The sequence below is a fragment of the Nocardioides daedukensis genome, assembly GCF_013408415.1.
GTDB classification, from domain to species: domain Bacteria; phylum Actinomycetota; class Actinomycetes; order Propionibacteriales; family Nocardioidaceae; genus Nocardioides; species Nocardioides daedukensis.
This window is the reverse complement of the sequence record NZ_JACCAA010000001.1, coordinates 56,045-79,464: the sequence shown is the minus strand read 5'-3', so window position 1 is coordinate 79,464 and position 23,420 is coordinate 56,045. Positions and strand designations below refer to the sequence as shown.

Below are 23,420 nucleotides of genomic sequence, written 5' to 3'. Positions count from 1 at the left end.
CCTCCAATTGTTCGCGGGACCCGACCAGTACCCAACGTCCACCATAGAAGCCGTCGCGGTGGGTACTGCTCCGCCATGCGCACCCCTGAGCCCTCCCCGACGATGACCCAGCAGGCGGTCTTCGGCGACCTGACCATCGCCTACGACGAGCGCGTGCTCACGCCGCGTGCGTGGACCACGGCCCAGTCGGCCTGGGTCACCGAGCTCTCGCTGGTGGTTCCCGACGGTCCGATCCTCGAGCTCTGCACCGGCGCCGGGCACATCGGTCTGCTCGCGATCGCGCACTGCGGTCGCGACGGCGTGCTGGTCGACCTCGACCCGGTCGCCTGTGACTTCGCCCTCGCCAACGCCTCGAGTGCCGGGCTCGCCGAACGTGTTGAGGTACGCCGTCGTCCGGTGGCCGACTGCCTCGAGACGGGCGAGACGTTCCCACTGGTGGTCGCCGACCCACCCTGGGTGCCCTCGGCACGGACCGGTCGTTTTCCCGAGGACCCGCTGCTCGCGATCGACGGCGGGGACGACGGCCTGGCGCTCGCCCGGGCCTGCGTGCAGACGATCGACGACTGCCTGCACCCACAGGGTGCCGCGGTGCTGCAGATCGGCAGCCTCGCCCAGGCCGACGGCCTGGGTGACTGGATGGCAGGTCGGGTCGACCTGGTCGTTGCCGAGGTGCGCTCCCACGGCGAGCGCGGCGTGCTCGCCCTGTTGCGCCGCCCCGACTGATTCACGCCCAGCGGGGTACCGCACCGGCCCTGAGTCCAAGGAGACAATTCATGCAACTTCCCGCTCCTCGCGGTCCCCTGAGCCAACAGGTGTGCGAGATCCTCGCGGGCCGGAGCAGCGACCAGCCGTCGGTGGCGTCGCTTCCCCGCCCGGTCGACCAGCTCATCGACGATGACGACTTCCAGCTGGCGTTGTGGATGCTCTTCGAACTGCACTACCGCGGCTTCGACGGTGTCGATCCCGACCTCGAGTGGGACCCGCTGCTGATCCATTCGAGGGGGCGCCTGGAGGCGTGCCTCGAAGAGTTGCTGCGCGACCTCACCAGGGACGACGTACGTCGTGCCAAGGAGACCGGTGGCGACTTCGCGACCCGCCTGATCACCCTGATCGACGAGCTCGACCGCGGCTCGCTCGCCACGTTCCTGCAACGCCGGGCGAGCAAGGAGCAGTTCTCGGACTTCATGCGGCAGCGGAGCATCTATCACCTCAAGGAGTCCGACCCGCAGAGCTTCGTGCTCGCACGCATCGACGGTCCGGCCAAGGCCGCGCTGGCCGAGGTGCAGTACGACGAATATGGCGCGGGTGATCCCGACCGGTTACATGCCGGTCTCTTCGCGCGCGCCCTCGACTCGTTGGGGCTCGACAGCACCTATGGCGCCTACATCGACGAGGCCAGCGCCAGCACGCTCGCGGTCAACAACGTGATGTCGATGTTCGCGCTGCGCCGTCGACTGCGCGGTGCGTCACTGGGCCACCTGGCAGCCTTCGAGGCGACCAGCTCGGCACCGTGCCGGCGCATCGTCGGCGGTGCCGAACGACTGGGTCTGCCGCACGCGGCCGCGCACTACTTTGACGAGCACGTCGAGGCGGACGCGGTCCATGAGCAGCTCGCGATCCGCAACATCTGCGCCACCCTCGTCGAGCAGGACCCGCGGCTCGAGGACGACGTACTCCTCGGCGCCGCCAGCTGCCTGAAGATGGACCAGATCGCCGGAGCCGCGTTGACGCAGCGCTGGGACGTCGAGCAGGCCCGTCCGCGGGTCGTCCGGGAACAGCGGATTGGGGCGAACGCATGACGCTGCGCAGTGGCGAGCCGCGACTCCAGGAGTGCCCCGACGGGCCGCTCCTGGTTCGCGGGGCCGAGACCTGGACCGACGACGACGGGGTGGAGCACCCGATCACCCGCCCGGTGGTGGCGGTCTGCCGCTGCGACAAGTCCCAGCGGCAGCCGTGGTGCGACGGAACCCACAAGTTCATCCCCACCTCGTAAGTACTGACCCCGCGCAGCACTCACTCGGGCAACACTCACTCGGGCAACGCTGGCTCGGACAACAACGACGCCGACCCGTCGTGAATGTGCATTCCCCAAGAATGCACTTCCCGACGGGTCGGCGTCATTGAGTTCTCAGTTGCCGGGCCAGTCCCCAGTCACTCTCTCGAAGGCGCGTGCGCCACCACGATCGGTGAGCGCTCGCACCACGGCGAAGATGGCGCCCTGCACGACGGCGGCGGCCACGATCTCCTTGAGTCCGTACTCGCTCTCCAAGGGACGGGGCGGATCTGCGTCCTCGCCGTGCGCGGCGCGCTTCCACACCGCCTTGAAGATCGTGCTCGCCAATAGTCCGGCCAGCATCGAGGTGACCAGACCGAAGGGCCGGTAGAGCAACTTCGCGGACGTGCTCGACTTCGTCTCAGTCATCGAGCCTTCCTCAGGTGAAGAGGCTGACGCCACCGGGACCCACGAGGAGTCCGACGATGATCAGCACGGCTCCCCAGAGCACCTCGCCACGGAAAAGGGAAACGATTCCACTGACCACCAGCACGACGGCGATGATCCACAGGATGAGTGCCATGTGAGCCTCCATATGTCCGGCGACACGATCTTGACTCGTGCCGCGTTCGGAGCACCGGTACCCACCGGCCGCCCGTTCACCCGGCCACCACTCGCGAAACCGCCCGGATCAGGCGGTGTCCACCCGGTGGTGAAGGCATGACGAAGGCGGACGTTGGGTACCCCTCCGGCGGGTTGGGGAGGTGGCATGTCCATGCAGGAAGAGTCCGTCGCACGAAGGCTGCGTGAGGCGCCCAGACGCCATCCGTTGCTTCCGCTGGCGGCCAAGGCCGCCGTCGCCGCAGCACTGGCCTGGCTGGTCGTCCAGCCGCTCCGGGGTTCCGCCGATGACTACGCCTACTACGCACCCCTGGGTGCGGTGGTCGCAGTCTCCTCGCGCCTGGCCCACTCGATGCGCCTGACCGTCGAGGCGGTCCTCGCCATCGGCCTGGGCGCCCTGCTTGCAATGGGCGTGCGCGCAGCCCCCACACCAGAAGTCCTCTCGATCGCGATCGTGGTCGGACTCGGCACAGTGCTCGGGGCCTGGAAGCGGGTCGGCTCGATGGCCAGCTGGGTGCCCATCTCCGGGCTGTTCATCCTGATCGTCGGCGGCGCGGACCCCACCCGCTATGTCCTGGCCTATCTGGGACTGACCGCTCTGGGGGCCGTTGTCGGCGTCCTGGTCAACCTCGCGGTGCCACCGATGCCATTGATCGCCACGGACAACGTGCAGAACTCGCTGCGCAACGTCCTTGCCGACCAGCTGGACGGCATGGCGGATGGGCTCGAGCGCAGTCCCCTGCCGACGCCCGAGGAGTGGCGCGAGGGTGAAGCGGTCCTCCGGTCACAGTCGGAGCGTGCCCAGGAGCTGATCGGCCAGCTGGTGGACGTCCCGCGGATCAACTGGCGCGCCCGCCGTTGGCAAGGTCCCGCGGAGCACCAGCGTCAACGGGGCCAGGCGCTGCGTGACCTGACCATCCTCGTCGAGGAGATGAAGTCCGTCCTGGCCCACGACGAGCACGCCGAGCTCGAACGGGTGGCACTCGGACCGGCCCTGAGGCCATCGGCGGCTCGGGCCCTGCACTGCGCGGCCGAGGCGCTGCGCTCGGTGGAGGATTCCGAGGTGGACGAGTCGTCGCTGGACGCGGCCATGCAGGCAGCCGAAGGATTCGCCGAAGCCATTCGCCGACAACGGGCCGAGGAGCAGGTCGACGCCTTCGCAGCCGGCGCGTTGGTCAACACCCTGCGCAAGGTCCTGGTCTCGTTGACCCCCGACGAGGAATCCCACGAGTCTGCGCCGGATGTGCGTTGACAGCAATGAAGTTGGGTACTGCGAATCGCGGCGGCACTGGCCCCGCAGCTACAACAGAACCACTCTCCGGGCAACGGGAACTGAACGGATTCGGCAGCGACCCGCGCACTCGCGGCCGACCGATCCGTCCCGGCGCTGGGACCGCGGAACCCCTCCGTACGCCGTGAGGGGTTCCGCGATCCATGTCCGGCCAGAATGCCGTTGCGGCAAGCGGGTATCGGAGTGGATGACCCAGAGCCCGGGCACAGACCCGCTACCCAGCCCCGATCCGAGCATCGAGCCCCAGTCCCCCGATGTGCCGGAACCCGATCCGGACGCGAACCCCGAGGTTCATCCCTCACTGGAACCGATCCCCGAGTCGAGCTGACCAAAAACCCTCAGCGGGCTGTCGGAGTCGTCCGTTGATCCTTGTGATCAGTCGGCGGGTCCGGCCGAGATCCGGGCCAGCTCCACGACGGCACGGTCGAGCCGACCCTGCTTCTCCAGGATCTCGCGCTGGGTGTCGGCCCCGGTCCCCTCGGTGAAGAGATGGCCCACCCGCTGCTCGACCCAAGCCAGGTCACCCGAGCGCTGCAGGGCCGGCGCAACGTGCGCCACCAAGGCATCCACCACCTCGCGAGCCGGACGCGGACGATGCGTCGCCGGGTCGAGCAGGGTCCCCGAGAGGCCGTGGCGACCTGCCTGCCAGGTGGCCAGGCGGAGCAACGCCACCGAGGCCGGGTCGGGCGGTACGTCGTTTCGCCACTCGCGCGACGCGGTGTCCACCAGCGCTCGGCACAGGGCAGCAACCAGGACAGCGTCCTGCGGGTCCAGGCAGACGTCCGCGACCCGGATCTCCAAGGTCGGGTAGTGCTGGGAGGGCCTCGCGTCGAAGTAGGCCATCCCCTCATCGAGAGGAACGCCGGTGTCGACCAGCTGGCGCAGGTGATCGGCATACCCGCGGGCGTCCCCGTGCAGCTGGGTGGGACCGCTGGTCGGCCAGCGGGTGAGCACCTGGGACCGATAGCTCGCGTAGCCCGAGTCGCGACCCTGCCAGAACGGCGAGTTGGAGCTCAGCGCCAGCAGCACCGGCAGCCAAGCGCGGATCCGGTCCATCGCCCCGACTGCCTCGTCCTCGGACTCCACCGAGACGTGCACATGGCATCCGCAGGAGAGCTGCTCGCTCGCGGTGAGGCCGAAGCGCTCGGTGATCTCGACATAGCGGGGGTCGTCGAAGGCCCTCGGTTGCACCGGCAACGGCGTCGTCCCGCTGGCCAGCACCAGCGCGCCGGACTCCTCCGCGGCGGCCCGGGCCTTCTCCCGCCACCGGACCAGCTCGAAACCGAGCTCGTCCAGGTCACGCTCCGGCGGGGTGTCGGTCTCGACCTGCTGCTCCTGCAGCTCGGGACCCAACGAACCGCCCAGTTGGCCCTTGTCGGGCTCGGTGTCACCGCGACGTTCTGCCACACGCAGGACCTGGTGGGCCACCGATCGGGCCACGCCGCTCTGACTGTCGACCAGGAGGAGCTCCTCCTCGACGCCGACTGTCCGCACCGCCTTCGGGGTACTGCCCGAGGAATGCTGATTCATGCAATCCACCTTCGTCCGGTGTTGCGCTGCATTCCGGGCGTGGGATCAGAGGAAAGAGGTGACCCACTGCGATGTGTCGACTGTTCGGCTATGTGACCGAATCCGAGCGCTCTGTCGCGGACCTGCTCGGTGACGAGGGCCTCGAGGCGTTCACGTCGTTGACCGCGGTGCACTCCGACGGTTGGGGAATGGCCTGGCACACCGCGGACGGCGCGACCCGCACCACGACGTCGCCGCGCTCGGCCGCCGTGGACAAGGAGTATGCCGACCTCGTGCGAGAGCCGCTCTCGTGCGCCGGCATGGTCCACCTGCGCTGGGCGACCGGCGGCCTCGACGTGCGTCCTGAGAACACCCATCCGTTCTTCGCCGACGACTTCGCGTTCGCCCACAACGGCCATGTCTCCCCCATCGGTGAGCTCGAGGAGCTGTTGTCGCCGGCAAGCTGCGCAGCGCTGCTGGGCGACACCGACAGCGAGCGCTACTTCCGCTTCGTTCGTCAGAGCATCGAGGAGCATGGCGAAGAGGCCGAAGGGGTCACCCAGGCCTTGGCCACGTTGATCAAGAAGTTCCCCGAGTCCAGCCTCAATGCCCTGATGCTCACCCCCGAGCGGATGTTCGCGATCCACATCAACGCGCGCGCCGACTCCCCGCTGCGCGCCCTGCGGGCGATGTTCGACGACGAGGACGAGATCCCGGCCCGGCACACCACGGAATATTTCGCGATGGACTACCGGGTGGGTCCCGACAGCATCGAAGTCGTCTCGAGCGGTCTCGACCAGCCGGGCTGGACGGCAGTGCCGGCCGACACCGCGGTGATGGTCGATCTGGCAACCCGGGAGGTCACCCGGCTGGACCCCGTCATCACCTTGGAGCAGCGCAGCACCTGAGCGCCCGCCCACAGCAGGGGGCCACCCGGCCGTGCCGCCTGCTGAGCGACGGGCGCGAGGCATTGGTCCTCACCGACTCCGGCGCCGCCACACGACGAGCGCGGTCAGCACCACGACCACCGAGCCGGCCAAGGCGAGCGTCTTTGCGTGCGCGCGGGCCTGCTTCTTGGCGTTGAGCTTGTCGCTGAGCTGGTCGAGGGTGTCACCCAGTCGTTCCCGGGTGTCTTCGATGTCCCTCTGCAACCCGGCCTGGTCCAACTTGTGCTCAGGCGTGGCCATGTCCGGCTCCCTTCACTTGCTCGACGTCCTTCTTCACGTTCTCGACCGTGCGTTCCGGCACCGGCGGCACACCCTCATCGATCTGCTTCTTGCCGAACAGGCCGGTCAGAGCGGCGATGACGAAGAGGACCACGGCAACGATCAGCGCGGCCAACCAAGCGTCGACGACGAGGGCCAGCGCGAGGATCGCGGTGGCGATCAGGGCGCCGAGACCGAACAGCGCGAAGATGCCCGCGCCACCGAAGAGACCGGCACCGATGCCGGTGTGCTTCACCTTCGACTTCATCTCGACCTGCGCCAGCTGCAGCTCGTCCCTGACCAGTCTTCGGGTGTCCTCGGAGAGCTGGTGCAGGAGCTGCGCGGTGGTCGGTTCAACGTGGGTCATGTCGGTTTCACCCATCATGTCCTCCCAAATGGTGGTGCGGTCACGGTCGAGCAGTCACGCTCGATCTCTCACCTGAGCGGTACCCACTCCTCCCCGGCACACCCTCCCGCGAACGGGACCGGGTCAGCGTGGAACGAAGGATTGGAGGTCCCAGAACACCCAGGGCTCGACCGCATCAGCGGTCGGAACCGTGGGCTCGTTCCTGCTGGATTCACCTCAGGACGAGCAGGCAATGAGGCGGCGGAGTACGTCGAGCTGTCCGGCATCGGTTGCGTCCTGCGGGACATCCGGGTCGTGGCCGAGACAGGTCCGCAGTGCCAGCTCCATCGTGCTGGGATCGGCGATCAGCTGTCGCGCGGCCGCGGGGTCGATGCCCAGTTCGCGCAGTGAGGCCTCGACTTCCTCGACCGGCTCCGGCTTCGGCTTCGGTTGCTCCGGCGCCAGATCGCTGGTCTCGGACTGGTTGCCCGTCTGCTCGCCCGCCTGACCCGGGGCCGGATCCTCGACCCCACTGGGGAGCGGCTCGACCGACGAGTCGCCCACGTGCGGTTCGACCGAGGAGTCGCCCACGTGCTGCTCGCCCGGATCTCCGTCCGCGGGCGCCAGAGGCTGCGACTCGTCGATCTCCGTCGCCCCCGAGGGCACCTCGTCCTGGTCCGGCCGGACCGGATCGTTGCTCTCCAAGGGACCGAAGAACGGTGCGCGGAAGGTGGCGGCATGATCGCCGACGTGCCCCCCATCTGCGTTCGCCGGGATCCACGGCGCAGGCTCGACCATCTCGGCCATTTCGGCCATGCCCGCCTGGCGCACCCGACCGCGTTCTGGGGCAGGTGAGAGCGCAATCCTGGCCGGCACAACCGCGGTGGGACCAGCGGCGAGGTTCGCGTCGACCTCGGGCGACGACGTACGCAGGGTGGTTCCGGAGCCCTCGGTGGCATAGCTGCGCATCACCTGCATCACCGCTTCGGCATAGCTCGAGGAGCGGTTGTAGCGCAGCAGTGCAGCGCGCTGTCCCTCGGCAGTGGACAGGTCGTCCCCGGAACGGCACAAGTAGACAGCGGCCGCGAGAGCCGCATCGTCGATGTCCTGGGGGTTGCGCTGGCCGTCACCGTCACCGTCCACCGCGACCACCGACCATGTGCCCGGCAGAAGCTGCATCGGGCCGACCGCGCGGTCGAACCTCGTGTCGTCATCGAGCGCACCGGCGTCGGTGTCGGCGATCCTGCGGGTGCCCCCTGAGCCGTCCAAGACGCCGCCATAGACACCCGGACTCGCTACACCCTCGGCGTCGAACCGGCTCTCGCCGTGGCGTCCATGGTCGGACTCAACCCGGCCGACAGCGGCCAGCAACGGCCAACTCATTCGGCAGGTCGAGCTTGCATCCGCCATCACCAGTGTCGCGCGCTGATAGGCAGCACGTGCCCGGGCGGGGATCTCTGTGCCTGTGGCGCTGAACGCATGGACGACGACTCGGGACCCGGTCTGGTCGCCGACCACAACGGCGGGCAGCGGATCGGGCCACGCCACCTGCATCTCACCGTGGAGGGCCGCAGGCACCGAGGCAGGGCGTGCGTCGGCCAACGTGCTTGCTGGCAGCAGGACAAGGAGCAGCACACTCGCCGCGGCCGCGGCCAGGCTCCTGCGGCAATTAATCGTTGACCGAATCTTCACGGGCTTTCCTTGCTGGTTCTGCGTCGTGGCACCGACGCCCGGTCCACGCTAGGCCGAGGCCTGCAACCAGACCAGCCCCAATCGGACAACCATGCGTGCAGGGCACGACAGGTCCCCCACTTTTGGGGAAATCAAAGGGTCACGAACGGGGATCACTTGTCGCCGAAGGGCTGCTCGGTCGACCGGGTTCGCCCGGCCCCGCTCAATCAGCCAGCGCCACGAATCGCCCGTCGGGAGTCACCGGGTGGTCCTCGTTGATTGCCTCGACGGCATCGGAGAGCTCGCGGGGCCCATCGACCGGGCGCCGGTCCAGGTGCACGCCGGCGATCATGCAACGCACTGATCCGCCGGCCAGCTCGATGGTCGGGATGTTGACAGCGACGATCTCGCAGGACTCCTCGATCGCCGCGATCTGGTCCGGGCGGAGACTCTGACGAGCCCGTGCCGACATCGCCATGATGTAGCGGCGCTTCCCCTGCGGCGTACGACCGCACAGCTCCACCGCGTTGCCGGCGAACTCGCGGACCTGCTCCTCGGTGAGCTCGATGACGGTGCGGCCGTTGACCGAGAGCCGCTCGCGGACCTGCTTGCGACGGGCCTCGTCGGGGATCATCTCGAGCGCGATCATCGCGACCTCCGTGCCCACACAGGCGATCACGTTGGTGTGGTAGACGGGCACCCCGCCGGAGTCGACCGCGTCGAAGGCCATCGGTTCATAGCCGAAGTCGGTGCAGAAGCGCTCGAGGACGTGGGTGTCCGCGCGGTGGCTGCGAGCTGCATACGCGACCCGCGAGACGTGGTCGAGCACCATCGCGCCTGTGCCCTCGAGGAAGATGCCATCGGGCTCGAGCCCGGAGTAGTCCACGATCGTCTGCACGCGATATTCCGACTTGAGCATCTCGAGAACGTCGGCCCGACGCTCGTGGCGGCGGTTGGAGGCGTACATCGGATAGATCGCGACGGTGCCGCCGGCATGCGTGGAGAGCCAGTTGTTGGGAAAGACACTGTCGGGCCGGGTGTGGTCCTCGTCCTCGAAGACGTGCACGCGGACACCCGCCTCGCGCAATGCCTCGGCCACCGCGTCCATCTCCGCGACCGCCTTGGCTGCGGTGGCGTGGTGCGACTGGCCCTGTGGCGCATTGGCCTGGAAGGCGTTGTCGGCCGCGGTGGCGGGGTTGGGGGTGAACCGCTTGGCGCGGATCAGGACGACTGCAGAGGGGGCTTGAGCACTCACCCTAGGAATCTATAGAGGAACCCGGCCAGATGCATGTCGAGCCGGAGACCATGGCTGCGGCTGCGGCTGCGGCTGCGGCTGCGGCTGCGGCTGCGGCTGCGGGGACGCTCAACGCTGCGGCATGCCGGTCAACGGCGCGCCCGCGACCGTCACCGCCCCGATCACCTGCGAGGCGCGACCGATCCACACCGACCCGTGGTCGGTGCGCAACGCGGCCCGGCCCAGCTGCACCTCGAAGATCCCGATCCGTTCCTGCGCCCCGTCGCGGGCCAGGACGACCTGGCCGCGTTGCGGCGTACGGCACGGCTCCAGCACCAGCTCGGTGCCCGCCGGCCAGCCGAGCGAGGCGAGCGCGTCATCGACCATCCGGTGCCGGATCGCGCCGTCGTCATTGCCGCGGAGTGGGGTTGCAGACGGGGCTGCCGGGGAGGGCGGGGATGTACGCGGGGATGTGCCCGGGGGTGGGTCGAACGGCAGGCACTCCTGCCCACTGCGACCCACAGACTCCGAACACATGTTCGAAGGGTAGTGCATTGCCGCGGAAACGAAGCGGCGTGCCCCGCGTCGTCAGTGGAACTGATGACGCGGGGCACGCCGGACGTTGTGCGAGGCCTGGATCAGCCCATTGCTGCCTTCGTGCAGGTGGTCTGCGCTTCGGTGAACAGCGAGGCGTCGTTGGGGTCGATGCCAGCGGCGTTCGAGTCGGCCAGCGCCTGCAGGGTCTGCGCCGACGCGTCGTCGTAGACCTCATCGATGAAGCAGGTGACGACCTTGTTGACGATGTCGTCAGGCATGTCGACGCCCGACTGCTCGCTGCCCTCGGTCACGATCTTGGAGTAACCGGCGACGACGTCCTCGCGGGAGGGCTTGCCGGCAGCGTCGTCAGCCTCTTCGGGCTCTGCCGCCTCGGTCTCGGCCGGCTCGGTCTCGGTCTCGGTCGTCTCGGGGGCCTGCGAGGTCTTGGTGCCCTCGTCGGACTTGTCGCCGTCGTCGCTGCCGCAGGCCGTCAGTCCGGCGAATCCGATGGTCACGGCCAGAAGAAGGGCCGGAATGCGTGCATTCATGTCTGGTGTGTCCTCTGTTGGGGGTCCGGGCGCGTCATGCGATGCACGCCGTCGGGCGGTTACTACCCACTACTTGGTGGGACAAACCAACGCCGTTCAGTGCGTGTGGTGCTGACCCTGCGCCGGTCGGTTCGTGCCAGCCAAGCGCACCGTCGCGAAGACCGAGCGCGCCGACGACACCGGTCGGCCGGCGTCGCTGCCGCGGTCAGGGGCTGATCGCCCGTTCCTCGCTCGCGTGGCCCGGCTCGAGATGCGCGGCCGACGAGACGCGAAGCGGCTCCAGGTCGCCACCCGCCTGCGCGGAGAGCACCTTGGTGGTGATGCAGACGTGGTCACCACCGTCGTCGAGGAGGGCGGTCCGCTTGAGCACCATCCGGTTGGCGCAGGCCCGGAGCAGCGGGGTGCCGTGCTCCCCCACCTCGACGTCCAGGCCGTCGAACTTGTCGGTGTCCTCACCGCTGAGCGTCCCGAACCTCTCGGCCAGCGCCATGTCGGAGCGGTCGAGGAATTGCACCCCGAAGTGCGTCGCCCGCAGGCCCACCCGATAGGTGTGGTTGGCCTTGGAGAGCCACAGGCAGTAGTTGCCCGGGGAGATGCTCGACTGGGAGTGGAAGCCGACCAGGCAGCCTGCCCGTACGTCGTCCGCGGCGGTGGTGACGACGATCAGCGGCGGGTCGATCGCCGCCATCAACTCGTCGAATGCGTCCTCAGCCATTGCTGCGACCTCCCGGCCTCTCATATCGCAGGAACAGGGTGTTCGCCTCGATCATCGTGTCGCGCAACTCGAAGGCCGCGGGCGGTGAACCGGGCGGAGTGACGCTGACCGGCAACGGATCCCCGCCCATCATCGGCGAGATCGACAGGCACAACTCATCGACCCGATCGGCTGCGACCAGCTCGCCGAGCCACCTGGGTCCGCCCTCGCAGAGCACGACGCGGTGGCCGAGGTCGGCCAGCGCCGCCAACGCCTGCACGGGATCCACCCTGTCCTCGCCGGCGACGAGCACCGTCGCGTGTGCCTCGGCGACAGCGCGCCGCTCGGGGTCTGCCGACGCGCACGTGATCACCAGCGTGCGGGCCTCGGCGGTCGGCTCGGTGAACACCTTGGTGCCCCAGTCGAGGTCCAGGCTCCTGCTCACCACGGCGACCGGCGGGATCGGCGTACGCCGCTGGGCCACGCGGTCGGCCTGTGCCTGCTCGGTCAATCGGACCGGGCCGTAGCCCTCACGACGTACCGTCTCGGCGCCGACCAGCACCACATCCGCGATCTGGCGCATCCGGCGGAAGAGCTCCTGGTCCGGTGCGGTCGACAGGGCGCCAACCCGTCCGTTGACGGCCGCGGTCCCATCCAGTCCGGCCACCATGTGCGCGGTGACCCAGCACTCGTGGGGTCCTCGCGTCCTGTCGACGCCCAGATAGGGAATCAAGGCATCCGGGACGTCGCTTCCGGGCTCGAGACGCTGCATGCCGCCACGGTATCCATCTGAACGTTCCCGAGGCAGCCAACAGCGCCCCTCAGCGCACGCTGCCCTCCGACCTCAGAGCACCTTGGACAGGAAGCCTCGGGTGCGCTCGTGCTGCGGGTCGGCGAGCACCTCGGTCGGGTCGCCCTCCTCGAGGATCACGCCGTCGTCCATGAAGACCAGCTTGTCGCCGACCTCGCGGGCGAAGCCCATCTCGTGGGTGACCACCATCATCGTCATGCCCTCCGAGGCGAGGTCCTTCATCACCTGCAGAACGTCACCGACCAGCTCCGGGTCGAGGGCCGAGGTGGGCTCGTCGAAGAGCATCATGTCGGGCTCCATCGACAGGGCCCGGGCAATGGCCACGCGCTGCTGTTGGCCACCGGAGAGGTGTGCCGGATAGGCGCTCTCCTTGCCGGACAGACCGACCTTGTCCAGGTTGGTCCGGGCGATCGCCACGGCCTCGGACTTGGAGCGTCCCTTGACCCGCTGCTGGGCGATGCACAGGTTCTTGAGCACCGTCATGTGCGGGAACAGGTTGAAGGACTGGAAGACCATCCCGATCCGCGCCCGCAGGGCATCGACGTCGGCGTCGGGATCGGTGATCTCGTCCCCCTCCACGAAGATCTTGCCGCTGGTCGGCGTCTCCAACAGGTTGACGCAACGCAGCAGCGTCGACTTGCCCGACCCCGAAGGGCCGATCACGCACACCACTTCGCCCACGGGCACGTGGAAGTCGATCCCCTTGAGGACCTCGTTCTTGCCGAAATATTTGTGCAGCTGCTGTACGTCGATCGCGGCCGCACTGCGGTCGCTGAATGCGGGGGCCGGGACGTTGCCCGGACCGTTGCTCTGGATGGTCATCAGCGGGCCCTCTCAGCCTTGGCCTCAAGACGGCGGACAGCGATCGACAGCGGCACGGTGATGATCAGGTAGCAGAGACCGACCACGATGATCGGGGTCAGGTTCGCTTCACTGTTCATCCCCTCGCGGCCCCACTTGGTGAGGTCATATTCGGCGAGGGAGAGACCGAGGATGTAGATCAGCGAGGAGTCCTTGGTCAGCAGGATGAGCTCGTTGGTCAGCGGCGGCAGGATGATCCGGAACGCCTGCGGAACCACGATCGAGATCATCGCGCGGGTGTGCGACATACCCAAGGAGCGTGCCGCCTCCATCTGGCCCTTGGGCACCGCCTGGATGCCGGCGCGGATGGTCTCGGCCATGTAGGCACCGCCGACCAGGCCCAGGGCGAGAGTGGCGATGCCGAGGCTGCCGAACGGGATCTCATATTCGGGGAACGCCCGCGAGAAGCCGGGGCCCAGTGCCAGGAAGACCACCAGGGCGGGCAACCCGCGGAACAGCTCGATGACTCCGGTCGAGAGCCAGCGCCACGGGCCGATGCTCGAGAGCCGCATCAGCGCCAGCAGCAACCCGAGCAACAGGCCGAAGGTGAAGCCGCACGCGGTGTAGAGGACGGTGTTCTTCAGGGCCGTCGTCAAGATGTCCGGGAACTGCTGCCTGACCAGGTCCGGCTTGAAGAACGAGTCGCGCAGCGACCCCCAGTCGGCCGCAAGGCCTACGACGGCCGCGATGAGGATGATCAGCGCATATTGCGCATAGCGCAGCAGGGCTGCGCGCTTGCGCTTGCTCAGCGCCATCCGGCACCTTCCTCACGACACGTCGGGTCCAGCACCGGGGTGCTGGTCGACACGTGTGGCTGGCTCACTTGGCCGTGCCGAACCACTTGACCTTCAGCTCGTCCATCGCGTCCTTGTCGGCGATCGCCTCGTTGATGGCGTCGAGGAGCTTGGGGTTGCCGTCCTTCTTCACCGAGAAGCCATATTCCTCACCGGTCTGGAACTCGGTGCTGACCGCGACCCCGGGGTTCTGGTCGACGTAGTAGTTGACCAGGCCGTTGTCGTTGACGCCTGCCTGGGCCTTCCCGTTGTTGACGGCCTCCATCATCAGGACCGAGTCCTCATAGGAGACCTTCTCGGCACCCTTGGGGAGGTTCTCCTCGACATAGGTCTCGCCGGTGGTGCCCTCCTGCACGGCGATCCGCTTGCCGGCGAGGTCCTCGAGGCTGCTGTAGCCGGACCCCTTCTTCACCAGCAGCGCCTGGGTGGCGGTGAAGTAGGGGTCACTGAAGTCCATCACCTTCTCGCGCTCCGGCTTGATCGACATCGCACCGGTGGCCACGTCGCAATCGCCACTGTTCAGGGACTCGCCCGAGACGATGGTCTCCCACGGGGTGTCCTGGATCTTGGTGTCCAGGCCCTCGGCCTTCGCGACGAGCTTGAGGACGTCGATGTCGAAGCCGACAACCTCGCCGTCCTTGGTGAACTCGAACGGCTCATAGGGAAGGTGCGTGCAGATGGTCAGGACGCCTTCCTCGACGACCTTGGCACCCGACTCCGTGGTCGAGGTGCTGGTGTCCTTGGCGCAGGACGTGGCGGTGAAGGCCAGTGCAGCGATGGCCAGTGCAGCGGTGACGGGGCGAAGGTTCATGCGCAGCACCATAGACCCGATTCACCCTCGCGTGCCGAACCCCGCACCTGCTCCGCCCGTCATGCGGACGCGCTGGTATCGGGTGCGCCCACATACGATCGAGTGGTGCGCCTGCTTCTCATCCGTCATGGCCAGACCCCCAACAACGTCCTGGGAGCCCTCGACACGGGCTTCCCCGGTGCTGGTCTCACCGCGCTCGGGCAGGCCCAGGCCCGGGCAGTGCCGAATGCGCTCGACGGTGAGGAGATCGCCGGCGTCTATGCCTCTCGCCTCGTCCGCACGCAGCTCACCGGCACTCCCCTCGCCCAATCGCGTGGCCTCGAGGTCGTCGTACAGCCCGGACTGGAGGAGATCTCCGCCGGCCACGTCGAGATGCGCTCGGACCGCGATGCGGTGCGCACCTACGTCAAGTGCATCAGCAACTGGCTGGTCGGCGATCTCGATCACCGGATGCCGGGAGGCACCTCGGGCCACGAGTTCTTCGCCGGCTACGACACGGCGGTCCGGTCGATCATCCAGGCACACGGACCGAACGACACCGTGGCGCTGTTCAGCCACGGCGCCGCGATCCGGGCCTTTGCCGCACTGGCGAGCGAGCTCGACCCGGCGCAGGCGAAGGACCTCCACATCATGAACACCGGCATGGCCGTCCTGGAGGGCGACCCGAGCGACGGGTGGGAGCTCACCACCTGGCATCACGAACCGCTCGGCGGTCACGACCTCGACGACGAGTCGGCACACGACGTCACCGGTGAGACCGCCGACGAGGCGATCGCCGAGGCCTGATCGGCCCCTGCGACCGCCATCAGTCGGTCAGCGGATCAATCCCTGCGTCAGGGCTTGAAGACCACCTTCACCATGCCCTCTTCCTTCTTCTGGAAGTGCTTGTAGGCCTGCGGGGCCTCGTCGAGCGGCAGGTGATGGGTGGCGAACGCGTCGACACCGAACGGGTCGTCCTCGATCAGCATCGCGAGCAGCTCGTCGGTGTGGGCGCGCACGTTGGCCTGGCCCATCCGCAGCTGGATCTGCTTGTCGAACATCTGGAACAGCGGCATCGGGTCAACCGCGCCGCCATAGACACCAGAGAGCGAGACGGTGCCCCCACGACGTACGGCGTCGAGGGCCGTGTGCAACGCCGCCAGACGGTCGATGCCGGCCTTCTTCATCATCGGCTCGGCGATCGCGTCGGGCAGCAGACCGACGAACTTCTGTACGCCCTGGGCCACCGGCGAGCCGTGCGCCTCCATGCCCACCGCGTCGATGACGGAGTCGGCTCCGCGGCCGTTGGTGAGCTCGCGGACCATCTCGGCAACGCCGCCGTTGCCCTTGACCTCGTCGAGGTTGATGGTCTCGGCGCCGAACGCGTTGACCCGGGCCAGGCGCTCGGGGACGCGGTCGACGCTGATCACGCGGTGCCCGGCACGCACGCCCATGCGTGCGGCCATGTCACCGATCGGGCCGGCGCCCATCACCAGCAGCGTGCCGCCGTCGGGCACGTCCGCATACTTGAGCCCCTGCCAGGCGGTCGGGAGCACGTCGGAGAGGAAGAGGAAGCGGTCGTCCTCATGTTCGTGCGGCACCTTGACGGGCAGGAAGTTGCCGAAGGGGACGCGCAGCAGCTCGGCCTGGCCGCCGGGGACCTGACCGTAGAGCTTGGAGTAGCCGAAGAAGCTGGCACCGGTGCCGTGCTCAGGGTTCTGCGTGGTCTCGCACTGGCTGTAGAGGTGCTGGTCGCACATCCAGCAGGAGCCGCAGGAGACGTTGAAGGGAACGACGACCCGGTCGCCGACGGACACCTTCGTCACCTCGGAGCCGACCTCTTCCACGATGCCCATCGCTTCGTGGCCGACGATGTCGCCCGGCTCCATGAACGCGCCGAGCGTCTCGTAGAGGTGCAGGTCAGACCCGCAGAGTCCGGTAGAGGTGACACGGATGACGATGTCCGTCGGCTCCTCGATGCGGGGATCGGGAACCTCGGTGACCTGCATGTTGTGGACGCCCTGCCAAGTCACTGCCTTCATGATCACACCACCTTCACGTTGGGGAGGGCTCGCAACGAACCCTGCACACCCGTACCCGCGAGTCGCCTTCCTACACAGGTGCAACCGGGAAGATGCGAGTTTGCCCGCGGCGCCCTGCGACGGCCGCGGGTCGATCAGTCCCTGCGCACTCCCCCATAGATGCCCCGTCGTACGACGAACCGCTGCAGCAATGCGTCGATGCTCCACGCCGGGAACCGGAATCCCCTGCCGTTCGGCGCAAAGACCACGAGACCGTCGCGCAGCGGACCGAGCACGGAGCCCCACCGCCGCCCCGGAGTGCGATAGGTCCCCAGTGACCGTCCGGCCACGTGCGCGCGCACGTTCCGGCCGACCAGCTTGTGCCCCTGGTTGCGGGCCGAGGTGCGCAACGCGTCGACGGCGGCGATGTCACCGACGGCGAAGATGTGGTCCTGTCCGGACACGGCCAGAGTGGGCTCGACCAGGACGAAGCCGCGGTCGTCGAGCAGGTGATCAGGCAGCCAGCCGGTGTTGGGTTGCACCTGCCCGATCGCCCAGAGCACCACGTCGGCCTCGGTGGGCGGTTGTCCGGTCTGCCAGCGGACGGGCCCCGCGCTCAGGTCGTTCGTGCCGTCGGCAGGAAGCACCGCGCGGTGGCCCGGGTGCAGGGCGACCCCGAGCCCGGTCAGTCGACGCGCGACCCGGTTCCAGGTCCGTGGGGCGTGCTGCGGGAGCCCACGCTCGCCGGGGAAGTAGAGGTGCACCTGCTTGTCGGGCCAGCACTCGGCGACCTGCGCGGCGCTGCTCATCGCTGCGGCCCCACCCCCGATCACCACCACCTTGGCGGCGTCGGACAACCGGGCATGGGCGCGGGCCAGCGCGTCGGAGACTCCTTCGGAGGTCTGCAATGAGGGCTCACGCCAGAAGCCGTTGGTCACACCGGTGGCGATGACCAGGACGTCGTACTCCTCACTGGCGGTGGTGCCGTCGGCGAGGGTGACCCTGACCCGGCGGGACTCGGGGTCGAGGCTGCTGGCGGTGCCGTGGACGATGCGTACGTCGTCGAGGCCGCGGAACCGGTCGAAACCGACGCGGTAGTCGCGCATCCATGCCTCGGGGCGGGCCAGGCGCAACCCGAGCTCCTGGCCGCTGACGAACTCCGCCTTGGTGCTGATCCCCACGACGTCGGCGTGCGGGCCGAGCCGGATCGCGGTGAGCACGCCGGTGTCCCCCATCCCGACGACCAGAACCCGTGGTCGGGTGTTCGTCACCATGTTCGGACCCACTGCCGGATCACCGGCGCGGTGGGCGCGGCACGAACCGCGGGACACGGCGTACGACGTCTGCGTATGCGGGTCGGCGCTCAAGCGAGCGCTGCTCCATCCACGGGATGCTGGCGCCATGGAACATCGCGAGCATGACGGCGGCGCCGGCGAAGACCCACCAGGAACCGGGTGCGGCGGCCAGGCCGAAGAGCGCCAGCGAGAACCAGAAGGCGAACTCGCCGAAGTAGTTCGGGTGTCTCGACCAGCCCCACAACCCGCGGTCCATCACCTCTCCGGGCTGCTTGCTGGCCACGAAACGGTGCATCTGCAGGTCGGCCACCCCCTCGAGGGCCACGGCACCGATGCCGACCGCGAAGGCGACGCCGTCGAGCCAGCCGAGCGGCTCACCGGCGCGGGTGGCGACGAGGTAGACCGGGATCAGGCCGGCGAAGACCTGCAGGGTGGGGATGACGTGGATCGCGAACAGGTCGGCCAGCACCCCGAGGCGGCCGGCCCGCTCGCGGATCATCGAATAGCGCCAGTCCTCGTGGTGCAGGCCCGGGAAACCGTGGATCCAGTTGCCGGTCAGGCGGATCGCCCAGAGCAGGAGCACCGCCGCCATCAGCCACCAGCGCACGTCCTCGGTGCCGGGACCGGCGCAGAACCAGTAGAACGCGAGCAGCGGAGGCAGCACACTCCAGAACGCGTCGTAGAAGCTCGAGTTCCCGTGCAGCCGGCTCGCCGCGAAGATCACCAGCGTCGCGATCAGGTCGGCGATCAGACCGTCGAGCCACAGGTGGTCGGTGTCGGGACCCAGGAACAGCCACGCGGCTCCGGCCCCGATCGCAATGAGATAGGCGATCGCGACGCGCACCAGCGAGGCGCCCTTGGACAGGGCTGCAGGGTTCTCCATGCGCGCAGCCTAGGGTCCGACGGGGAGCTGCGGGTCAGAACTCGAGCACGAACCGTCCCCGGGTTCCGCCGGCCTCGAGGCGTCGGTGTGCCTCAGCGGCCTGCGCCGCCGGGATGGTCTCGGCGACCCGGAGGGTGAGCTGCCCGGCCTCGGCCTGCTCTCGCAGCCTGTCGAGTTTGGCCTGCTCCTCGGCGTAGGCGGTGATCCAGACCTGGTGGTTCTGGATGCCGCGCGGCGCCTCGCCCCGGAAGCCGCGCACGGCGGCAAAGCCTCCGCCGTCGCGGATGGCGGGGAACAGTGCCTCGTCCTGGACCGAACCGTCCACGAGGCCGTGTACGCCGTCGGGCACCTCGGCGAGGAACCCGTCGGCGACGTCGTCACCACGACGTACGACGATGTCGGCACCCAGCTTGCGGACCAGTGCCTCGTCCTTCTCGGAGGCGTCGGCGATGACGGTGAGGCCGTCGGCCTTGGCCAGCTCGATCACATAACCGCCGAGCGCCCCGGCGGATCCGGTCACGCCCAGGACCTGGCCGGGCTCGAGAGCCAGCAGATCAAGGGCGAGACGGGCGGTGAGTCCGTTCATCGGCAGGGTGGAGGCCTCGACGTGGCTGGTGCCCGCGGGTGCGGCGGCCACCGATCCGACGGGCAGCGCGAGCATCTCCGAATAGGCACCGTGGTGGCCGTTGGGGACCACGACCGCCATCACCCGGTCCCCGACGGACAGGGCGGTGTCGACGCCGGGGCCGATCGCCTCGAGCACGCCGGCCACGTCCATGCCCGGCACATAGGGAGGTGGGGACTGCTTGCGCTGGGCGCGTTCGCGGTCGCCGTTTCGGACATAGGTGTCGGTCGGGTTGACCGCTGCGGCCCTCACCCGGACCAGCACCTCACCCTCACCCGGTTCGGGGTCGGGAAGCTCGACAACTTCGAGGACCTCGGGACCGCCATATCGATGTGCTCCGATTGCCTTCATGCTTCGCACCATCTCACGGTCTTCCACACCGAACGCGTCCGACGTTAGGCTTTCCGCATGGCTGAGGACTGGCGTTCCGAGACTGTCGACCGAGTGCGTCAGCTGATCCTGGGTGCGGATCCCGACATCGTCGAGGAGGCCAAGTGGCGCAAGGCTTCCAACCCTGATGGCGTCCCGACGTTCTCCTGCGACGGTCTGATCTGCACGGTGGAGACCTACAAGGACAAGGTGAAGCTCACCTTCGCCAAGGGTGCTTCGCTCGAGGACCCGGACAGTCTCTTCAACGCGAGTCTCGACGCCGGCACGCGGCGCGGCCTCGACATCTTCGCCGATGACGAGCTCGACGAAGAGGCCTTCGTCGAGTTGATTCGTGAGGCAGTGGCGTTGAACCGGGCCTGACCTGCTGGACCCTCGTTCCGTCAGGCCGTGGGGTCGGAGACCCGGCCGACGAAGAGGGGGGCGTGGTGCTCGACGTCGTGGATGGCGAAGAGGAACGGGCGGTCGATCACGAGCGTCTTTCCCGGTGCTGGTGCGCTGAGGGTCTTCATGACCACCGCCGTGGCGGCAGCCGCCTCAGTGCCCTCCTCGTCGACGGCGATGAAGCCCTGGTGCAGGACGGCGGAGATTCTCAGCGTCAGGTCCTCGTCGGTCATCGGCGTGAAGTCCGCGTCGTCACTGAAGGCCGTCGGCATCCCGAGCGCCGCCAACACCTCATTGAGCAGCACCTCGGTGCGGAACTTCCACTTCGGCAGCTTGAGGTCGACGGACGTGGGTGTCGCCTGTCGGGCAATATGGGTGAATCCCTTGCTGGCCACAGCGCGCTCGACCTCGTCGAACGCATCGGCGTCGGGCAGCACGATGGTCATCGCCACCTTCTTGCCGGCATACGGCAGGACCACTGCCTGCCATCCGTCGCCCGTTGCCATCGCGGCGGCCAGGTCCGGCTTGTGCATCAGGTCGACGTCGATGCTCGACCCGTCGGCTCGGTGGAATGCGCCGGCGGCGGTGAGGGGCTTCTCGAAGGGCTGCTCCCACGGTGCCTTGAGATAGATCGCGTTGACCAGCACCAGACGGGTGAGCGCGTCGAGCACTGCCTCGGGGACAAGATCGACGATGCGGTCGTTGGTCTGCTCCTCGACCCAGCCGTTGATCAGGGTGCGCGCCTCTTCGGTGGCCTGCACGAAGTCGACGGCGCGCACCGAAGCGCCGTACTCCTTGGCGAGCAGATCCACGAAGTCCTGCTCCCAGCCGACATCGCGCTGTCCGAAGAGTTGGTTGGCCGTGGCCAGCTCCAGCTCGGCCTTCGATCCGTCGACGCGCTTCTGGGTGCCGGCCAACCCGTCGATGTGGACGGTGAGCGCATTGACGCCCTTGTGCCACCGGTCGCCGAGACTCCCGGTGCCGAGCACCTCGCGCATCTCGTCAGCGGTCTTGCCGTCGGCGCCGACCAGGGTCATGCCGAGTGCGATCAGCACGGAGTATGGCGAGATCACGACGTTGTCTGTTCCTGCCGCGACTCCGTCATAGAGCCCGTGGGTGAGCGCCTGCAATCCGGTGACGACGTCCGGCAGGATCGTCGGATCCCCCGCGGCGCGCTTCACATCGGAGGAGACCAGCTGGATGCCACCGTCGTCCATGACTCCTCCACCGCCCTTTCCGTTGGGGCTCTTCTCGTCAGAGCAGCCTGTCAGTGTCCCGGCTCCGCCGAGGGCCGCCAGGCTGAGGATGGTGAGCCGGGTCAGGTCGCGTCGAGTGATCATGGTGGGTACGACGTCAGTGCGGGCCCGATGGTTCCATCGGGACGGCTGAGTCCCGGTCATCAGAGCCTGAGACCTCGCAGATCAACTCAGGTGCCGCAATACGTGGTGTAGCGACCGAACTCCTCAGGCGCCGGCGCTTCAAAACGCTCGAGACCCGAACGCTGGTCGAACGGATGCTGGACGACGTCGAGAAGCTGGTGGACCGGCCCGAGGTCACCGGTGGTTGCCGCGTCGAGCGCCTCCTCCACCAAGTGGTTGCGCGGGACGTAGACAGGATTGACGCGGTCCATGGCAGCCGAGTCGGGGTCGAGAGCACGCCAGCGATTGAGCCAGTTGTCGATGCCTGGCAGGTCGATGAACTGTCCCCGGAGTGGTTCGGCATCGCCGCGGGCTGCCGCACCGAGGGCGTGAAAGCCGGAGGTCCAGTCGACTCGGTTGGTGTGGAACAGCTGAAGCAGGCTCTCACTCAGTTCAGCCGCGACGGCGTCTTCCACTCCATCGGGTAACCCCAACTTCGCGCGCAGCCCGGCGGAATAGCTTGACAAGAACTTCGTCCGGAAGGTGTCCAGGGACTCGGTTGCGGCGGTCACCGCACTGTCGCGGTCGTCGCCGAACAGGGGAAGCAGTGCCTCGGCGAATCGGGCGAGATTCCACTGCGCGATGGCGGCCTGGTTGCCGTAGGCATAGCGGCCGTCGGTGTCGATCGAGCTGAACACGGCCGCGGGGTCATAGGCCTCCATGAACGCGCATGGTCCGTAGTCGATGGTCTCCCCGGAGATCGTCATGTTGTCGGTGTTCATCACGCCATGGACGAAGCCGATGAGCATCCACCGCGCGATGAGGTCTGCTTGCCTCGCGACGACGGCCTCGAACAGTGCCCGATACGGATTCTCCTCGGATGCCGCGTCGGGGTGGTGCCGCATGATCGCGTGATCGGCGAGGCGCCGTAGCAGCTCCAGGTCGCCGGTCCCGGCCACGAACTGGAACGAACCGACGCGGAGATGACTGCTCGCGACCCGGGCAAGGACGGCCCCGGGCAGGGCGCCGCTTTCGCGTTGCACCTGCCGACCAGTGCCGATGACTGCGAGTGACCGGGTCGTGGGCACGCCGAGGGCATGCATGGCCTCGCTCATGACGTATTCGCGCAGCATCGGGCCGACCGCGGCGCGGCCGTCGGCGCCGCGCGAGAACGACGTACGTCCTGATCCCTTCAGGTGCAGATCGCGCACGCGTCCTTCCCGATCGGTCAGCTCGCCCATCAGCAGGGCCCGGCCGTCACCGAGCCGCGGCGAATAGCCACCGAACTGGTGGCCTGCGTATGCCTGCGCGACAGGCTTGGCGTCGAGTGGCACGACTGTTCCGGTGAGCAGGCCGATGCCATCCGAGCTACGCAGCGCACTCGCGTCCAGGCCGAGCTCGTCGGCCAGGGGCTCGTTGAGCACCAACAGTTGCGGATCGGGGGTTTCCTCGCCCTGCCACGGGAGCGAGAGCTCGGGCAGCTCCGAGGCGAAGTGGTGGGAAAGGTGGAACGTCACCGGGGTCGTCGTCACCCTGTCGAAGATACCGACCGAGGTGTGGAG

The 23,420-nt window shown here is 68.1% G+C and carries 27 protein-coding genes; 7 read left to right on the top strand and 20 right to left on the bottom strand.

Going from position 1 to position 23,420, the window contains the following annotated elements; all coding sequences use genetic code 11:
- Positions 1-75: 75 nt before the first annotated feature.
- Genes BJ980_RS00425 through BJ980_RS00415 form a run of 3 tightly spaced genes read left to right on the top strand, consistent with a single transcriptional unit; the run spans position 76 to position 1,993 of the window.
- Positions 76-723, top strand: coding sequence for a class I SAM-dependent methyltransferase (locus BJ980_RS00425; protein ID WP_179500477.1), 648 nt, complete (start codon positions 76-78; stop codon positions 721-723).
- 50 nt (positions 724-773) lie between these two features.
- The gene (locus BJ980_RS00420; RefSeq protein WP_179500476.1) at positions 774-1,799 is read left to right on the top strand and encodes an iron-containing redox enzyme family protein; all 1,026 of its coding nucleotides are present in this window, start codon (positions 774-776) and stop codon (positions 1,797-1,799) included.
- Positions 1,796-1,993: a CDGSH iron-sulfur domain-containing protein gene (locus BJ980_RS00415; protein WP_179500475.1), complete on the top strand. Its 198-nt coding sequence runs from the start codon at positions 1,796-1,798 to the stop codon at positions 1,991-1,993. Before BJ980_RS00420 ends, BJ980_RS00415 begins: the two co-directional genes overlap by 4 nt.
- Before the next feature lie 135 nt (positions 1,994-2,128).
- Here BJ980_RS00415 and BJ980_RS00410 read toward each other — a convergent pair whose 3' ends face one another.
- Positions 2,129-2,422 carry a DUF4235 domain-containing protein gene (locus BJ980_RS00410; protein WP_179500474.1) on the bottom strand — a complete coding sequence of 98 codons (294 nt, stop codon included), beginning with the start codon at positions 2,420-2,422 and terminating at the stop codon, positions 2,129-2,131.
- A 10-nt stretch (positions 2,423-2,432) separates the two neighbouring features.
- A complete protein-coding gene (locus BJ980_RS00405) occupies positions 2,433-2,576 on the bottom strand; it encodes a GPGG-motif small membrane protein (RefSeq protein WP_179500473.1) in 144 nt (47 codons plus the stop codon).
- A gap of 186 nt (positions 2,577-2,762) precedes the next feature.
- Between BJ980_RS00405 and BJ980_RS00400 the strand changes: the two genes are divergently transcribed.
- Positions 2,763-3,866 carry an FUSC family protein gene (locus BJ980_RS00400; protein WP_179500472.1) on the top strand — a complete coding sequence of 368 codons (1,104 nt, stop codon included), beginning with the start codon at positions 2,763-2,765 and terminating at the stop codon, positions 3,864-3,866.
- A gap of 414 nt (positions 3,867-4,280) precedes the next feature.
- On the opposite strand, the gene BJ980_RS00395 is transcribed toward BJ980_RS00400, so the two are convergent.
- A complete protein-coding gene (locus BJ980_RS00395) occupies positions 4,281-5,435 on the bottom strand; it encodes a carboxylate-amine ligase (RefSeq protein ID WP_179500471.1) in 1,155 nt (384 codons plus the stop codon).
- A 71-nt stretch (positions 5,436-5,506) separates the two neighbouring features.
- Between BJ980_RS00395 and BJ980_RS00390 the strand changes: the two genes are divergently transcribed.
- Positions 5,507-6,322, top strand: coding sequence for a class II glutamine amidotransferase (locus BJ980_RS00390; RefSeq protein WP_246279896.1), 816 nt, complete (start codon positions 5,507-5,509; stop codon positions 6,320-6,322).
- A 69-nt stretch (positions 6,323-6,391) separates the two neighbouring features.
- Here the strand turns inward: BJ980_RS00390 and BJ980_RS00385 are convergent, their stop codons facing one another.
- From BJ980_RS00385 to BJ980_RS00335, 11 genes are all read right to left on the bottom strand, one after another.
- On the bottom strand, positions 6,392-6,601 hold the full coding sequence (locus BJ980_RS00385) for a DUF3618 domain-containing protein (protein WP_179500469.1): 210 nt from the start codon (positions 6,599-6,601) through the stop codon (positions 6,392-6,394).
- Positions 6,588-6,986, bottom strand: a complete 399-nt coding sequence (locus BJ980_RS00380; protein WP_246279895.1) for a phage holin family protein — start codon at positions 6,984-6,986, stop codon at positions 6,588-6,590. Before BJ980_RS00380 ends, BJ980_RS00385 begins: the two co-directional genes overlap by 14 nt.
- A gap of 216 nt (positions 6,987-7,202) precedes the next feature.
- Positions 7,203-8,657: a lytic murein transglycosylase gene (locus BJ980_RS00375; protein WP_343047609.1), complete on the bottom strand. Its 1,455-nt coding sequence runs from the start codon at positions 8,655-8,657 to the stop codon at positions 7,203-7,205.
- 202 nt (positions 8,658-8,859) lie between these two features.
- Positions 8,860-9,891 carry a citrulline utilization hydrolase CtlX gene (gene ctlX, locus BJ980_RS00370; protein WP_179500467.1) on the bottom strand — a complete coding sequence of 344 codons (1,032 nt, stop codon included), beginning with the start codon at positions 9,889-9,891 and terminating at the stop codon, positions 8,860-8,862.
- A 108-nt stretch (positions 9,892-9,999) separates the two neighbouring features.
- On the bottom strand, positions 10,000-10,257 hold the full coding sequence (locus BJ980_RS00365; RefSeq protein ID WP_179500466.1) for a hypothetical protein: 258 nt from the start codon (positions 10,255-10,257) through the stop codon (positions 10,000-10,002).
- A 251-nt stretch (positions 10,258-10,508) separates the two neighbouring features.
- Entirely contained in the window at positions 10,509-10,955 is a 447-nt protein-coding gene (locus BJ980_RS00360; protein ID WP_179500465.1) for a hypothetical protein, read from the bottom strand.
- A 205-nt stretch (positions 10,956-11,160) separates the two neighbouring features.
- Entirely contained in the window at positions 11,161-11,670 is a 510-nt protein-coding gene (locus BJ980_RS00355; RefSeq protein WP_179500464.1) for a flavin reductase family protein, read from the bottom strand.
- Positions 11,663-12,421 (bottom strand): pyrimidine reductase family protein, encoded by a 759-nt coding sequence (locus BJ980_RS00350; RefSeq protein WP_179500463.1) that lies wholly within the window; start codon positions 12,419-12,421, stop codon positions 11,663-11,665. The genes BJ980_RS00355 and BJ980_RS00350 overlap by 8 nt, the downstream gene beginning before the upstream one ends.
- A gap of 72 nt (positions 12,422-12,493) precedes the next feature.
- A complete protein-coding gene (locus tag BJ980_RS00345; RefSeq protein WP_179500462.1) occupies positions 12,494-13,282 on the bottom strand; it encodes an amino acid ABC transporter ATP-binding protein in 789 nt (262 codons plus the stop codon).
- Positions 13,282-14,076, bottom strand: coding sequence for an amino acid ABC transporter permease (locus tag BJ980_RS00340; RefSeq protein ID WP_179500461.1), 795 nt, complete (start codon positions 14,074-14,076; stop codon positions 13,282-13,284). Before BJ980_RS00340 ends, BJ980_RS00345 begins: the two co-directional genes overlap by 1 nt.
- A 64-nt stretch (positions 14,077-14,140) precedes the next feature.
- Positions 14,141-14,926, bottom strand: coding sequence for an ABC transporter substrate-binding protein (locus BJ980_RS00335; RefSeq protein ID WP_179500460.1), 786 nt, complete (start codon positions 14,924-14,926; stop codon positions 14,141-14,143).
- A 105-nt stretch (positions 14,927-15,031) separates the two neighbouring features.
- Between BJ980_RS00335 and BJ980_RS00330 the strand changes: the two genes are divergently transcribed.
- A complete protein-coding gene (locus BJ980_RS00330) occupies positions 15,032-15,712 on the top strand; it encodes a histidine phosphatase family protein (protein WP_179500459.1) in 681 nt (226 codons plus the stop codon).
- A gap of 47 nt (positions 15,713-15,759) precedes the next feature.
- Here the strand turns inward: BJ980_RS00330 and BJ980_RS00325 are convergent, their stop codons facing one another.
- The 4 genes from BJ980_RS00325 to BJ980_RS00310 form a co-directional block, all read right to left on the bottom strand.
- Complete coding sequence (locus BJ980_RS00325; protein ID WP_179500458.1) at positions 15,760-16,947, bottom strand: alcohol dehydrogenase catalytic domain-containing protein; 1,188 nt, start codon at positions 16,945-16,947, stop codon at positions 15,760-15,762.
- A gap of 134 nt (positions 16,948-17,081) precedes the next feature.
- Positions 17,082-18,200, bottom strand: coding sequence for an FAD-dependent oxidoreductase (locus BJ980_RS00320; protein ID WP_179500457.1), 1,119 nt, complete (start codon positions 18,198-18,200; stop codon positions 17,082-17,084).
- 19 nt (positions 18,201-18,219) lie between these two features.
- Positions 18,220-19,104, bottom strand: a complete 885-nt coding sequence (locus tag BJ980_RS00315; RefSeq protein ID WP_179500456.1) for a DUF1295 domain-containing protein — start codon at positions 19,102-19,104, stop codon at positions 18,220-18,222.
- Between the two features lie 34 nt (positions 19,105-19,138).
- On the bottom strand, positions 19,139-20,080 hold the full coding sequence (locus BJ980_RS00310; RefSeq protein ID WP_179500455.1) for an NADP-dependent oxidoreductase: 942 nt from the start codon (positions 20,078-20,080) through the stop codon (positions 19,139-19,141).
- A gap of 57 nt (positions 20,081-20,137) precedes the next feature.
- On the opposite strand from BJ980_RS00310, the gene BJ980_RS00305 reads away from it, so the two are divergent.
- Positions 20,138-20,479, top strand: a complete 342-nt coding sequence (locus tag BJ980_RS00305) for a DUF1801 domain-containing protein (RefSeq protein ID WP_179500454.1) — start codon at positions 20,138-20,140, stop codon at positions 20,477-20,479.
- A 20-nt stretch (positions 20,480-20,499) separates the two neighbouring features.
- Here BJ980_RS00305 and BJ980_RS00300 read toward each other — a convergent pair whose 3' ends face one another.
- Both BJ980_RS00300 and BJ980_RS00295 read right to left on the bottom strand, forming a co-directional pair.
- On the bottom strand, positions 20,500-21,840 hold the full coding sequence (locus BJ980_RS00300; RefSeq protein WP_179500453.1) for a serpin family protein: 1,341 nt from the start codon (positions 21,838-21,840) through the stop codon (positions 20,500-20,502).
- Positions 21,841-21,926: 86 nt separating this feature from the next.
- On the bottom strand, positions 21,927-23,390 hold the full coding sequence (locus BJ980_RS00295; protein WP_179500452.1) for a protein adenylyltransferase SelO family protein: 1,464 nt from the start codon (positions 23,388-23,390) through the stop codon (positions 21,927-21,929).
- Positions 23,391-23,420 lie beyond the last annotated feature (30 nt).